This window comes from Haloarcula sp. CBA1129 (assembly GCF_008729015.1).
In the GTDB taxonomy this organism is placed as follows: Archaea; Halobacteriota; Halobacteria; order Halobacteriales; family Haloarculaceae; genus Haloarcula.
Genome location: NZ_RKSM01000001.1, coordinates 3,131,089 through 3,143,336, shown reverse-complemented (window position 1 = coordinate 3,143,336; position 12,248 = coordinate 3,131,089). Strand labels below are relative to the sequence as shown.

The 12,248-nt window shown below is 64.1% G+C and carries 15 protein-coding genes; 3 read left to right on the top strand and 12 right to left on the bottom strand.

What is annotated here, in order from left to right:
* Nucleotides 1-3: 3 nt before the first annotated feature.
* Entirely contained in the window at nt 4-180 is a 177-nt protein-coding gene (locus Har1129_RS20730; RefSeq protein ID WP_191906199.1) for a hypothetical protein, read from the bottom strand.
* Between the two features lie 165 nt (nt 181-345).
* Here Har1129_RS20730 and Har1129_RS15900 point away from each other — a divergent pair, with 165 nt between their 5' ends.
* Together Har1129_RS15900 and Har1129_RS15895 are read left to right on the top strand one after the other, a co-directional pair.
* The gene (locus Har1129_RS15900) at nt 346-1,440 is read left to right on the top strand and encodes a sulfite exporter TauE/SafE family protein (protein WP_151101682.1); all 1,095 of its coding nucleotides are present in this window, start codon (nt 346-348) and stop codon (nt 1,438-1,440) included.
* A 4-nt stretch (nt 1,441-1,444) separates the two neighbouring features.
* Nucleotides 1,445-1,882 carry a universal stress protein gene (locus Har1129_RS15895; RefSeq protein WP_151101681.1) on the top strand — a complete coding sequence of 146 codons (438 nt, stop codon included), beginning with the start codon at nt 1,445-1,447 and terminating at the stop codon, nt 1,880-1,882.
* Between the two features lie 16 nt (nt 1,883-1,898).
* On the opposite strand, the gene Har1129_RS15890 is transcribed toward Har1129_RS15895, so the two are convergent.
* From Har1129_RS15890 to Har1129_RS15875, 4 genes are all read right to left on the bottom strand, one after another.
* Nucleotides 1,899-2,417: an HPP family protein gene (locus Har1129_RS15890; protein WP_151101679.1), complete on the bottom strand. Its 519-nt coding sequence runs from the start codon at nt 2,415-2,417 to the stop codon at nt 1,899-1,901.
* Nucleotides 2,418-2,502: 85 nt separating this feature from the next.
* Complete coding sequence (locus Har1129_RS15885) at nt 2,503-3,270, bottom strand: hypothetical protein (protein ID WP_151101677.1); 768 nt, start codon at nt 3,268-3,270, stop codon at nt 2,503-2,505.
* A gap of 62 nt (nt 3,271-3,332) precedes the next feature.
* Nucleotides 3,333-3,680 carry a thioredoxin family protein gene (locus Har1129_RS15880; protein ID WP_151101675.1) on the bottom strand — a complete coding sequence of 116 codons (348 nt, stop codon included), beginning with the start codon at nt 3,678-3,680 and terminating at the stop codon, nt 3,333-3,335.
* Between the two features lie 77 nt (nt 3,681-3,757).
* Nucleotides 3,758-4,318: a sugar O-acetyltransferase gene (locus Har1129_RS15875; protein ID WP_151101673.1), complete on the bottom strand. Its 561-nt coding sequence runs from the start codon at nt 4,316-4,318 to the stop codon at nt 3,758-3,760.
* Nucleotides 4,319-4,473: 155 nt separating this feature from the next.
* On the opposite strand from Har1129_RS15875, the gene Har1129_RS15870 reads away from it, so the two are divergent.
* Nucleotides 4,474-6,450, top strand: coding sequence for a DUF460 domain-containing protein (locus Har1129_RS15870; protein WP_151101671.1), 1,977 nt, complete (start codon nt 4,474-4,476; stop codon nt 6,448-6,450).
* A 52-nt stretch (nt 6,451-6,502) separates the two neighbouring features.
* On the opposite strand, the gene Har1129_RS15865 is transcribed toward Har1129_RS15870, so the two are convergent.
* The 7 genes from Har1129_RS15865 to Har1129_RS15835 form a co-directional block, all read right to left on the bottom strand.
* Complete coding sequence (locus Har1129_RS15865; protein WP_151101669.1) at nt 6,503-6,739, bottom strand: hypothetical protein; 237 nt, start codon at nt 6,737-6,739, stop codon at nt 6,503-6,505.
* 38 nt (nt 6,740-6,777) lie between these two features.
* Nucleotides 6,778-7,188 (bottom strand): SCP2 sterol-binding domain-containing protein, encoded by a 411-nt coding sequence (locus Har1129_RS15860; protein ID WP_151101667.1) that lies wholly within the window; start codon nt 7,186-7,188, stop codon nt 6,778-6,780.
* 106 nt (nt 7,189-7,294) lie between these two features.
* On the bottom strand, nt 7,295-8,017 hold the full coding sequence (locus Har1129_RS15855; RefSeq protein ID WP_151101665.1) for an ABC transporter ATP-binding protein: 723 nt from the start codon (nt 8,015-8,017) through the stop codon (nt 7,295-7,297).
* On the bottom strand, nt 8,014-8,826 hold the full coding sequence (locus Har1129_RS15850; protein WP_151101663.1) for an ABC transporter ATP-binding protein: 813 nt from the start codon (nt 8,824-8,826) through the stop codon (nt 8,014-8,016). The genes Har1129_RS15855 and Har1129_RS15850 overlap by 4 nt, the downstream gene beginning before the upstream one ends.
* The gene (locus Har1129_RS15845; RefSeq protein WP_151101661.1) at nt 8,819-9,928 is read right to left on the bottom strand and encodes a branched-chain amino acid ABC transporter permease; all 1,110 of its coding nucleotides are present in this window, start codon (nt 9,926-9,928) and stop codon (nt 8,819-8,821) included. The genes Har1129_RS15850 and Har1129_RS15845 overlap by 8 nt, the downstream gene beginning before the upstream one ends.
* Complete coding sequence (locus Har1129_RS15840) at nt 9,925-10,842, bottom strand: branched-chain amino acid ABC transporter permease (protein ID WP_151101659.1); 918 nt, start codon at nt 10,840-10,842, stop codon at nt 9,925-9,927. The genes Har1129_RS15845 and Har1129_RS15840 overlap by 4 nt, the downstream gene beginning before the upstream one ends.
* A gap of 30 nt (nt 10,843-10,872) precedes the next feature.
* Nucleotides 10,873-12,180 (bottom strand): ABC transporter substrate-binding protein, encoded by a 1,308-nt coding sequence (locus tag Har1129_RS15835; RefSeq protein WP_151101657.1) that lies wholly within the window; start codon nt 12,178-12,180, stop codon nt 10,873-10,875.
* Nucleotides 12,181-12,248 lie beyond the last annotated feature (68 nt).

Genomic DNA, 12,248 nt, shown 5'->3' with positions numbered 1-12,248 from the left:
CGGCTAGTCTCGTCGACTGCCGAGCGCGTCGACGCGCATCTCGATATAGCGGCGGGACCACCGCTTCGAGAACCGACGCAGGGCTCCAAAGAGTCCGTCTGTGTCCGCGGCGTCGGCAGGAACGTCTTCATCGTAACTCGACCGGCCGCCTGACTCCATCGGTCCCTCTGGATAACTCATAACGATATGTGTTACCACGGGCTGTGAAATAAATATTAGGGATATTAGGCTACCGGCGTAGCCGTGCGGTTTTGCCGTCTTCGCCGGTTTTTGCAATCATTTTTGAAACAAGTACAGACAACAAGGGATTTAAGCGATAGTTCACAATGCTGGCTTCACGCGTCAATGACCACGTCGTCACCGTCCAGTCGACTCCAGAAGGGGTTTCTCAAGTACCAGCACGTCTTCGTGTTTCTGGCACCACTGCTGTTCGTCGTCGGTGTGTACACCGCCGCACCGACGCCCGCTGACGCGGGTACCGGCTACTGGTTCGAATACTGGTGGCTCTGCATCGCCTTCGTCACCGGTGCCACCATCGTCAACACGGTCGGTATCAGCGGGTCGGCCCTGTTCGTCCCGTTTCTCATCTTCATCTTCCCGCTACTCGCCGGGGAGACGCTGACACCGGAGACACTGGTGAAGGTCGGACTCATCAGCGAATCGTTCGGCCTCTCCAGTTCGGCGCTCGCGTTCATCCAGTACGGGCTCGTCGACCGACGGCTCGCGCTAAGCCTCGTCCTCGGGAGCGTGCCCTTTGTCATCGCCGGCGCGCTGCTGTCGTTTGTCATCCCGGAACCGCTGTTTCACGCGTTACTCGGGATCGCCCTGCTGGCGGCGTCGTACCTGCTTTTCAAGGCCGACCTCGGCCACGAGGAGCCGGGCGAAGCAGGCGACAGTGACCCAGACGTGTCAGCTGACGGCGGCGATACGACGCTCCCCGACGACGCCAACAAACTCGGGCCGGCCGGCGTCGAAACAGCCGACAACGGAACGGTGACGCGCGTCGACCGCGACGGCAACGACTACGGCTACACGCGCGGCGGCTATCTCGAACGCTTCGCGAACTACAGTATCGGCGGCGTCTTCCAAGGACTGGCCGGCTTCGGTGTCGGCGAACTGGGCATCATCTCGATGCTCCGAACCGACGTCCCGGTCCGGGTCGCCATCGGCACGAACCACATCGTGGTAGCGCTGACGGCGGTCCTCGCCTCGCTGGTCCACGTCTTCGGCGGCGGCCTCGTTCCGGGCGCGCACTCAATCGACCTCGCATCGACACCGTGGAACATGGTCATCTGGACCGTGCCCGCGACCGTCACCGGCGGCCAGATTGCACCGTACGTCTCGACCGCACTGGATACCGGGACCATCAAGAAGTTCGTCGGCGGGCTGTTCGCAGTCATCGCCGTCGCGCTGTTCCTGATGGCGACGGGTGGTGTCTAAACCGATGTACGACACCATTCTCCTCCCAACCGACGGCAGCGACGGTATCGGCGCGGCCGCAAGACACGCCGGAGCGATTGCAGGGCGGTTCGACGCGACAGTCCACGTACTCTCAGTCGTCGACAGCCGCAACCGGTTCGAGAGCCCGTCTAGCGGCCTCTCGGCCGACGCGTGGGTCGAGGCAGAGCGCGAGCGTGCTGGGGCGGCCATTGAAACGACTGTCGCCGAGCTACCCGACGACGTCTCGGTCGAAACCACGCAGCGAGAGGGCGTCCCGAAGACCGAAATCGTCGACGCGGTCACGGAGATTCCAGCGGACCTCGTCGTGATGGGGACCCACGGCCGGACCGGACTGGACCACTATCTCATCGGGAGCGTCGCGGAAACAGTCGTTCGCGAATCGCCGGTGCCGGTGCTGACCGTCCAACTACCGGACGAGTGAGCCACAGTAGAGACCGTTAGCCATCGACGACTCCCGGCCGGGACGAACCGATAGCTCGGTGATACACAGAGAGCACAAGTGCGTGGAACGCAACGAGGACACCCACGCCGAGGACAATGGTTGTGACCTGCAGCGGCGTCGAGAGCAGCCCCAGCGAAACGATGAGTGTCGTGGCACAGGCCGGGGCATGAATCGTGTCGGTGGCGATCATCCCCCAGCTCGTGGCGACAATTGAGAGCGTCGCACTCGCGACGAGGCGGAGGCCGGCCGTCGAGAACGCGGCCGGGTCCGCAACGAGGGAGACGCCGCTTGCGAGCAAGGTGTACGCGAGCAGCCCTGCGACGCCGCCGATGAGATGGCTCACGACGACGCTGGTCAGCTGTGTCCGGTTGCTCTCCCGCTCGAACGCGAGGATGAACGCCGAGGGACCGAGACTCGGGAAGATGAACGGCTGGCCAGTCGCCCACGCGAGAACGCCGAGGACGACAAACAGCACACCGGCGTACAGACTCGTTCCGACCCGATGCCGTCGCATTGCTCCCGATAGGAAACTGGATGGATAAGACAGTCACGGTCCGGTAGCAGTCTCTGGTTGGGACGACAGCAGCCAGCAGCGCCAGTCAGAGAGCGGCCATCGACGTGTCGTCCTCGCTCAGGGCAGACGGCGGCGTCCCGTCACGCTCACGGAGTTGCTCGAACGCGACCGCGATAACCGCGGTGCTGTACAGCGATATCAGCGGTTGGATGACGACGGTCGGCAACAGAGAGGCCGGGCCCGGGAGCGCCAGCGAGCCCACAAACCCAACGATACCGCCGAGAAGCGTCCCGACAGCAACGACGATGCACAGCAGGACGAACATCCCAACCCGGTCTCCCTCAGTGAGCCGGTAGCTCTGCTTGAGCGCCGCGACGAAGTTCCGGTCTTCGGCGACGATATAGGGCATCATGAAGATGAACGCGACGTACGCGAAGATGCCGGGGATGAGGAGCAAGACCGACCCGATGAACACCAGCAGGCCGTAGACGATGCCGCCGACGATCACGTTCACCATCGCCAGCGGCACGTTCCGCGTAAACGCGCCGGCAGGGAAGCTGTCGCGTGCGTCGCCGACGAACGTCCGGAAGCTGACGATGGTGAGATACAGTGAAACCACGGAGCTGACGGCGATACCAGCACCGGCGACGTTGAGCGAGATGTCGAGAGTGAGTGGTATCATCGAGGCGAGCTCACCGTACCCCAGCCTTGCGTAGGTAATCGCTAGAATCGTGTTAGACAGTGCCTGAATGCCACACATCAGGGCGAGAAACGCCCCGAACAGTATCGCGCCGGTACGACTGAACAGCCGATACCCCGCCTCTTCGAGGGCGGAGCCGATTTGGAGGGCCATCAAGGGAGCGCTTCGACAAGCGGGGGTATAAGTGTTGTCTCAGTGTGACAATGCGGCCCAGCTCACACACCCGATTCCGACCCGCTCTCGATGAACTCGATAAGCTCCTCGGCCGGGACGAACCCGTCGGCACGGCGGTCGATAAGCTCGCCGTCGGCGAACAGCAGGAACGTCGGGACGCTCCGGACATCGAACGCCGCAACGGCGTCGAGGTCGCGTTTCGGATTGAAAACGACCACCGTAGCGTCGGTGGCCTTCGCGGCAATGTCGAGTATCGGCTCCATCGACTTGCAGATGGTGCAGCCGGTCGTCCGGACCATCGCCAGTACGCGGTCGGCCGTCGCCACCACGTCGTCGAGTTCGCTCCGTGTTTCGACCGTTCGAACGCCGTGTTCCGTTGTCGTGTCCATACAGGGGGGACGTGCCACAGCGCGAAGAACCCCGCGACGGGTCACATCCATTCAGCTGTGGCTGCTGCACGGGGCCGTCAGTCCTCGATGTCTCGCACGACCGATGCGGGGTTGCCCTGAACGACGACGCCGGCGGGAACGTCGTCGGTGACGACCGCGCCGGACCCGACGATGGCGTCATCGCCGATGGTAACGCCCGGATTGATGACTGCCTGCCCGCCGATCCAGACGTTATCACCGACAGTCACCGGCTTTCCGTACTCGGCGCCGCTGCGTCGTTCGTCCGGATCGAGCGGGTGCGTTGCGGTGTAGATGTGGACGCCCGGCCCGAGCAGGCAGTCGTCGCCGATATCGACCCGACAGACGTCCAGCACGACGCAGTCGAAGTTCGCGTAGAACCCATCGCCGACGTGGATGTTGTCGCCGTAGTCACACCGAAACGGGGGTTCGACGTGGCAGTCCCCACCGACCGAGCCGAACAGGTCCTCGATGAGCGCCCGTCTGGTGTCAGCCTCCGACGGGTCGGTGCGGTTGTACTCTCGGGTGAGTTCGTTCGCACGCTCGCGGCCGGCGACGAGTTCCGGATCGCTCGCGTCGTAGCGCTCGCCCGCGAGCATTTTCTCTTTCTCAGAGGCCATCCTGACCGACCCCCGTGGTGCACCCAGTGTGGTGCTGTTGTGCAATCATGCAGCCCAGTTGATATGTGTGACTAAGAAACGTTACGGTTGGGTGTCGGAGGCCGCTTCGAGTCCCCCGGAACGGATTTATAGTCGACCGTCGCCTACCATGGTTCGTGAACCGCACGGCAGCGCTCGACGCGGTCGTCTTCGGGGTCGACATCCAGAGCGGCGACGTGCGCGGTGACGCGCCCTCGTACGCGCTGGTGGTCTTCGACGGGGAATCAGTCGAGCGAGACGTGGTCTCGCGACGGAAGCTCCGCCGGCGTATCGAACAGGAGGAGCCGGCCATCGTCGCGACGGACAACATGTACGAACTCGCTGCGGACAAGGACGCCCTGATTCACGTTCTCGGCTCGCTCCCCGACGAAACGAAACTGGTGCAGGTGACCGGCGACGAGCGGCCCGAACCGCTGTCGCGAGTCGCTAAGCGCCACGGCGTCCCCTACGGCAAGGACCCGATGGAGGAGGCCGAGGCTGCGGCCCGGCTGGCCGCCGCTAACGTCGGGCAGGAGGTGTCCGCGTTCACCGACACGACCGAGGTGAAAGTCTCCCGCGGCCGCTCGACGGGCAAGGGCGGCTGGTCAGAGGACCGCTACACCCGGCGTATCCACGGCGCGGTCAGGAAGCGAGCACGCGAAATCGAGTCCGAACTCGACGCCGCCGGACTGGAGTACGAGCGAGACGTGACCGAGAAGTACGGCGGCTTCTCCAACGCCGTGTTTCAGGTGTCGGCCCGGCCACAGGATATCCCCGTATCGAGAGCGCGTTCGGGCGACACACGGGTCGAGATCGAGCGCGAACGACGGGACGGTATCGAGTTCAAGCCGCTTGCGAAACGGCGCGACCACGTCGTCGTCGGCGTCGACCCCGGGACGACGACGGCCGTCGCCATCGTCTCCCTCGATGGCACCGTGTTAGACGTGTACTCTTCTCGCACTGACGACGCCGCCGCGACGACGGAGTGGATAATCGAGCGCGGGCGGCCGGTCGTCGTCGCCGCCGACGTGACGCCGATGCCGGAAACCGTCGAGAAACTCCGGCGCTCGTTCAATGCCGCAGGCTGGGAACCGGACACCGACCTCCCAGTGGACGAGAAGAAACACCGGACCCGCGAGGAGACCTACGACAACGACCACGAGCGTGATGCGATGGCCGCCGCCCTCTACGCCTTCGACCACCACGCCGACCAGTTCGAGCGCGTTGCGGGCAAGGTACCGCCACAGCACGACGTGGGGCCGGTCATCGACCGCGTCGTTGCCGGCGAGGAGAGTGTCGAGACGGTGCTGCGGGACCTCGAAGACGACGACGGCGAGGACGAGGACACCACGGCCCACCAGCCGCGGGAACTTACCGACGACGAGAAGGAAATAAAGCGGCTGAACGCCCGCATCGAACGGCTTGAGTCACACGTCGACGACCTCAAGGAGACGATACAGCGAAAGGACGACCAGCTCTCCGAGAAGGACAAACAGCTGGAGAAAGCCCGTAGCGAGGGGCGGCGTGAAGTCCGGAAGGACCGCGAGGTGACGCGGCTCCAGCGGCGCAACGAGGCGTTAGAGCGGAAAGTCGAGGAAGAGGAGGAGAAACGCGAGGCGCTGGCCGACAAGCTCGACCGGCTGAAGGCACTGTGGAAGCTCGACCACTCGAACTTCGCCGATGTCTCGGAGAAACAGGAAGGGCTGACACCAGTCAAAGTGGTCGAGCAGTTCACCAAGGACGCCATCGCCGACGCCGACGAGCGCTTCGGCCTCGTCGAGGACGATATCGTCATGTTCCGGGACGCCTCGGGCGCTGGCCGGTCGACCGCCCAGCAGTTAGCCGATGTCGACCCGAAAATCGTGCTCCGGAACGGGAACCTCTCCGATATCGCCGATCAGGTGCTGTTCGACAACGACATTCCCGTCGCGCCGGCCGACATGGTCACTGTTCAGGAGGTGGACGAACTGGCCGTCGCCCGCGAGGGCGAAATCGAGGCCGCACTCGAGGACTGGGAGGAGCGGGCCGCCGACCGCCGGAAGGAACAGAACGCGGAGATGGTCGACCAGATCATCAGCGAGCACCGGGCCGACCGGCCGACGAGCGAGAACTGACCGGCAGGCTAGCGGTCCACAGTCGAGTTGAAAAATGGATATTCAGCGGGTGTCAGGGCATGCCGCCGCCACCGCCACCCATTCCACCGCCGCCCATACCGCCCATCCCACCGCCGAGACCGAACGCGCCGAGCAGGCTCGTGACGAGGCCGTAGACGACCAGTCCGAGGCCGCCGACGACGAGGGCGATGCCGGCGGCGACGATGGGTGACTGCCATGCGACCAGACCGATACCGGCGAGCAACACGACGATGCCGCCGATGCCAACCGCACCGAGTTTGTCGAGCATACCCGTGTAGGCCAAGCGGGCGGACAAAAGCCCGTCGGTCAGTACTCGAACTCGGTGTCGACGTTCTGTGCCGCCGCGACCATCTCGGCGATGGTGTCCTGCCGGCGAAGCAGCCGCATCGTGTCGCCCTCGACATCGAAGGTGCCGTCCATTGCGGCGGCGGAGATATCGAGATCGCCCTGCAGCATGGTGACCCACTCGCTGTAGGGGCCACGGAATGCGAAGTCGTACTCGGGGTCTGTAGCCGTTCTGGCGGCGGTACAGACGCCGTCTTCGATGACGACCGAGAACTGTATCGGCGCACCGGCGTAGGCGTCGTCGGCGCGAATCTCGAAACAGAACGCGGCGGTGAAGCCGTCGGCACTGTCAGCGAAGGCGTCCCGTTCGTTGATCCGGTCGCGCCACGCAACGGCCCAGTCGTCGGCCTCGGTCGGGAGCATCACCGTCATTGGCAGGCGGTATGTAAGGGGGGCTTTTCTGTGTTGCCTTGTCCTCTCGGGGACGGCTCGTCACCGCAGCACCGCGCATGACACGACTGAGACAGCCGAAACGATCTCAGCGACGGGATTCGCCGCCGAGATACAGTCGGGACACCTCGGGGTCATCAAGCAGCGAGTCGGCCTCGCCCTCGAACTTGACTGTCCCCTGATCGAGGACGAACCCGCGGTCGGAGATACCCAGTCCCTCGCGGGCGTTTTGCTCGACCATCAGAATCGACGTGCCGAGTTCGTTGACCGTCTCCACGTCGTCGAACACCTCCTTTGCGGTGTTGGGCGCAAGTCCGGCGCTGGGCTCGTCGATGAGCAACACGTCGGGCTCCATCACGAGTGCGCGAGCGAAGGCGAGCACCTGCCGCTGGCCGCCCGACAGCGTCTTGGCGTTCGCGGTGCGCTTGTCGTCGAGGATGGGGAACCGGTCGTACAGTTCGGTCACGACCTCGTCGAGGCCGCCGTCGCGGGCGACCCCGCCCATCCGGAGGTTCTCGTCGATGGTCAGCGAGCCGAACACGTTCTCGGTCTGTGGGACGTAGCCGACGCCGATGCGGACGATGTCCTCGGGGGCCATCCCGCCGATCTCGCGGTCGCCCAGACGGACGGAACCGGTCCACGGTTCGAGCATCCCGAACACCGTCTTGAGGACGGTCGACTTCCCGGCCCCGTTCGGGCCAACGAGGCAGGCGATTTCGCCCTCCCCGAGCGTCAAGGAGAGGTCGTCGAGCACCTGCACCTCGCCGTAGCCGCTGTCGACGCCGTCGACGGTGAGGATGGGATCGGTCATTCCGACGGCCCTCCCAGATAGGCGTCGATGACGCGCTCGTCGCTCCGGACCGCCTCCGGCGGCCCCTCGACGAGGACACTCCCCTGATTGAGGACGATGATCGGGTCGGCCAGCCGCATAATGAAGTTCATATCGTGTTCGATGATGAGGAAGGTGATGCCCTCCTCGTTGAGTTCCTCGATGAACCCGGCCAGTTTGTCGGCCAGTACGGGGTTGACGCCGGCGACGGGCTCGTCGAGCAGGAGCAGGTCGGGTTCGGCCATCATCCCGCGGGCCAGTTCGACCAGTTTCATCTGCCCGCCGGAGAGGTCTGTCGCAGGCTGGGTCGCTAGGTCGCCGATCTCGAACCGTTCGAGCATCTCTTGGGCCTGTTCCAGCGAGCGCCGTTCCTCCTGTTCGACGGTGTCAGGCGAGGTGAACAGCGGAATAATCGATTCCCCAGTCTGGTTGTGCGGCCCCACAAGCAGCGCCTCCCGGACGGTCATGCCCTCCGGTTTGCGCGGCGTCTGGAACGTCCGGATCATCCCCTGATCGGCGATTTCGTGGGGCTTCTGCCCGGTCACGTCGACGCCGTTGACCGCGACCGAGCCCGCATCGGGCTCGTAGAAGCCCGAGACGAGGTTGAACAGCGTCGATTTGCCGGCCCCGTTGGGACCGATGAGGCCAGTTATCGTGCCGCGTTCGACCTCGATTGACGCGTTGTCCGTCGCCACGAGGCCGCCGAAGCGTTTCTCTAGACCCTCGGCACGGAGAACAGGGTCAGCCTTCCCGAGGACGGGGCCATCGGAGACGAGCGACTGCTCACTCATCGCGACCACCGCCCAGCGAGTCGGGCCAGATAAGTTCACGCTCCGGCGGGAGAATCCCCTCCGGGCGGAGTCTGACGATAAAGATGATGAGCAGGCCGACCAGCATGAGTCGAAGCGGTGCCGCGCCGATTGGTAGCAGCCCGGTGTCGGTCATGAAGCGCGTCCCCTGCTGGATGGCGACGATAGTGAACCCGCCCAGCATCGCGCCGCGGTCGCTTCCGGTGCCGCCGAGAATGACGGCGACCCAGACGTAGAACGTCGTGATGGGCTGCAGGTCCGAGGGGCTGACGAACAACACGAGATGGGAGTAGAACACGCCCGCGAGCGCCATGATGAGGCTCCCGATGACGAACGCCTGCATCTTGAACGCGAAGGTGTTCTTGCCCAGCGTCTCCGCGAGGTCCTCGTCGGTCCGAATCGTCCGCAGGACGCGCCCCCACGGCGACTGGTGGATGCGGCGCAGGAACAGATAGACCGCCGCGACAATTACCGTGACGAGAACGACGTTCAGCGCGCTGGTGACGACCGACTGGCTCATGTTGAACACCGGCGTCCCGCCCGCGTAGAAGATGTACGGGTAGGTCAGGTCACCGAGCACGGGCCAGTCAGAGAAGAACAGCGGGATGCCGGTCAGTCCGGCGCTACCCGCCGTCCACTGTGATTCGTTGAGGATGAAGATGCGGACGACCTCCGCGAGGCCCAGCGACGCGATGGCGAGGTAGTCGTCGCGGAGCTTCAGCGTCGGGTACCCGATAATGACCGCGAGCACCGCGGCGAGGCCGAGGCCGCCAAACAGCGCGATGACGGGGCTGACACCGCCGGATATCGGCGAGCCGGACGCCGTCAGCAACGCGGTCCCGTACGCGCCGAGGCCGAAGAAGGCCGCGACACTGAAGTTGATCATGCCACCGTACCCCCACTGGACGTTTAGCCCCATCGAGAGGAGCATGTACATCGCCGACAGCCCAATGAGATACAGCAGATACGCTGGGGCGAGGAAGCCAGTCAGCACCGCAACGAGCAGGAACGCGCCGAGTGCGCCAAGCAGTCCGACGACGCCCTTCTCACGGGGCGAGTACGTACCGACATCGAGCGCACTCATGTCATATCACCCGCGATGCCGCGAGGCCTGACAAGCAGGACCGCGACCATGATGACGAACGCGACGGCCGGCGCGTAGGCGTTGCTGATGGGGAGTCCAATATCGCCAAGCAGCGGCGTCAGTTCGTGGAGCATCCCGATGAGAAGGCCACCGAGCATCGCGCCGTACACCGAGCCGATGCCGCCGAGGATGACCGCGGCGAACACGACCAGCAGGATGTTGAATCCGATTCGTGGGTCGAGCTGACTGTATAGCGCGAGGAAAACGCCCCCAGCGGCGGCCAAGGCGCTGCCGACGACCCACATGACGAGGATGACGCGGTCGGTTCGGATACCGCTCACGCGTGCAAGATCGGGGTTGTCGGCCGTCGCACGCATCTTCCGTCCCAGCGTCGTCCGCTGGAGCAACAGATGCAGGCCGGCGACGAGCACCGCCGCGCTGACGATAATTGCGACATCCCGCTGTGTCACTGCGACATCAAGCGTATCCAGCAGCACCGGAATCGGCCCGCTGCGACTGATATCGTACTGCAGGAAGTCCGTCCCGAAGGTTGCCTGTAGCACCGCGCGGTAGACGAACGCCACACCGATGCTCGTGATGAGGAGCCCGATCGAGTCCGTATCGAGGGGCTTGTACACGAGAATATGGGTGAGGACAGCGACGACAGCCGCAAGCGCCATCCCAACCACCAGAGACAGGAAAAAGCCCAAAGGAAGGCCGAGAACGGTGCCGCCGAGACCGCCGAACACACCGAACGCGACGAACGCCCCGTAGGCACCAAGCGTCATCGTGTCGCCGTGTGCGAAGTTCGCGAAGTCGGCGATGCTGTAGACCAGCGAGAGCCCGATACTCCCGAGGATGATGATACTACTGAAAACGAGCCCGTTTGCCAGGTACTGTAATATCTGCGCCATTGGTGAAAATGGAAAAGGGTCGTGGCCGCCTTAGCCCTCGATGAAGCCGCTGGATTCGTACGCGTGGTCCACGACTTCGAACACCTGCAGCAACCCGACGGGATCGCCGTTCTCGTCGAGGTCGATGGGGCCGCTCACGCCGGTGTAGTCCACGTCCGACGGCGAGCCACCGTTTGCCAGAATCTCGTGGGCGGCCTCGTACGAGGTCGCCTCCTCGCCCTCGGGCCGGGTCACGTCGCGGACGACCTCCATGAGCGCCGAGCCAGTGAACTCGTCGGCGGCCTCGATGGCGAGTGCGCTGACGACCACGGCGTCGTAGGCGTACGCCGACCACGACGTGGGTTCTTGGCCGAAGCGGTCTTCGAATTCCGAGACAAACGCTTGGTAGTTTTCGGCGTCCTGTGGGACGCTCGGGACGACGGCCTTCATCCCATTGAGGCTTCCTTCGGGAGCCGCTTCGAGGACTTTCGGTCCTTTGACGCTGTCACCGCCGTACCAGGCGGCCTGATCGGTGACACCGAGGTCGAACGCCTCCTGAGACATCGTCGCGAACTCCGGCTGATACGTGATGAACACCCACGCGTCGGCGTCGGTGTCAGACATCGAGGAGATGGTGCTACTGTAAGAAGACTGGCCTTGGTCGTGGGGTTCGTTGTAGACAATCTCCCCGTCGTAGGCTTCGATGAAGGCCTCACCGACGGACTGCCCGTAATCGTTGTTGATCCAAGCCAGCGCGGCGGACTCGTTGCCGTCCTCGTCGAGGAGCGACGAAATCGCCTCCGCCTGTGCCTTGCCGGCCGGCGGCATCCGGAGCAGATCCGGGAAGTTCGTCAGATTCGGGCTAGTGCTGTTCTGACTGATCTGGACAACGTCCGTATTCTGGACGACGCTCTCGTGGATGGCCGTGCTGACACCGCTCCCGACAGTACCGATGAGCAGTGGAACCTCTTCCTGATTGACCAGCGTCTGTGCTGCGCTGACCCCGCCCTGACTCGTGCTCTGGTCGTCCTGCTGTGAGATCGCCAGTTCGCCGCCACCGACGCCGACTGAGTTGACATCGTCGAGCGCGATCTCCTTGCCGCGCTGGTTCCGCTGTCCGAACGCGGACAGCGACCCGGAGAGGCTGTCTACCATCCCGATAGTATAGGTTTCGGAACCAGAGTCCGTCGAGGAATCCGTCGATTCGCCATCGCCGCCATCGCCGCCGTCGCCGCCATCGCTCCCACCACCGTCTTCGGGAGCACCGCCGGAACAGCCGGCGAGGCCGACGAGTCCAGCACTGGCAGCGGCTTTGATTACGCTTCGCCTGTCGATCGAACGCTTGTCATGTTCGTTCATGGTATACTGATATCCTTTTTCGTAAGTCCCTGTATAACCCTGTCACCGTCCATGGTAGGTGCCATGTT

What these genes read in the sequence shown, in the direction of transcription:
- Har1129_RS15840 (WP_151101659.1), bottom strand. Translation starts at nt 10,842, where the DNA reads ATGGCGCAGATATTACAGTACCTGGCAAACGGGCTCGTTTTCAGTAGT.
- Har1129_RS15890 (WP_151101679.1), bottom strand. Translation starts at nt 2,417, where the DNA reads ATGCGACGGCATCGGGTCGGAACGAGTCTGTACGCCGGTGTGCTGTTT.
- Har1129_RS15880 (WP_151101675.1), bottom strand. Translation starts at nt 3,680, where the DNA reads ATGGACACGACAACGGAACACGGCGTTCGAACGGTCGAAACACGGAGC.
- Har1129_RS15865 (WP_151101669.1), bottom strand. Translation starts at nt 6,739, where the DNA reads ATGCTCGACAAACTCGGTGCGGTTGGCATCGGCGGCATCGTCGTGTTG.
- Har1129_RS15845 (WP_151101661.1), bottom strand. Translation starts at nt 9,928, where the DNA reads ATGAGTGCGCTCGATGTCGGTACGTACTCGCCCCGTGAGAAGGGCGTC.
- Har1129_RS15900 (WP_151101682.1), top strand. Translation starts at nt 346, where the DNA reads ATGACCACGTCGTCACCGTCCAGTCGACTCCAGAAGGGGTTTCTCAAG.
- Har1129_RS15885 (WP_151101677.1), bottom strand. Translation starts at nt 3,270, where the DNA reads ATGGCCCTCCAAATCGGCTCCGCCCTCGAAGAGGCGGGGTATCGGCTG.
- Har1129_RS15835 (WP_151101657.1), bottom strand. Translation starts at nt 12,180, where the DNA reads ATGAACGAACATGACAAGCGTTCGATCGACAGGCGAAGCGTAATCAAA.
- Har1129_RS15895 (WP_151101681.1), top strand. Translation starts at nt 1,445, where the DNA reads ATGTACGACACCATTCTCCTCCCAACCGACGGCAGCGACGGTATCGGC.
- Har1129_RS15855 (WP_151101665.1), bottom strand. Translation starts at nt 8,017, where the DNA reads ATGACCGATCCCATCCTCACCGTCGACGGCGTCGACAGCGGCTACGGC.
- Har1129_RS15850 (WP_151101663.1), bottom strand. Translation starts at nt 8,826, where the DNA reads ATGAGTGAGCAGTCGCTCGTCTCCGATGGCCCCGTCCTCGGGAAGGCT.
- Har1129_RS20730 (WP_191906199.1), bottom strand. Translation starts at nt 180, where the DNA reads ATGAGTTATCCAGAGGGACCGATGGAGTCAGGCGGCCGGTCGAGTTAC.
- Har1129_RS15875 (WP_151101673.1), bottom strand. Translation starts at nt 4,318, where the DNA reads ATGGCCTCTGAGAAAGAGAAAATGCTCGCGGGCGAGCGCTACGACGCG.
- Har1129_RS15860 (WP_151101667.1), bottom strand. Translation starts at nt 7,188, where the DNA reads ATGACGGTGATGCTCCCGACCGAGGCCGACGACTGGGCCGTTGCGTGG.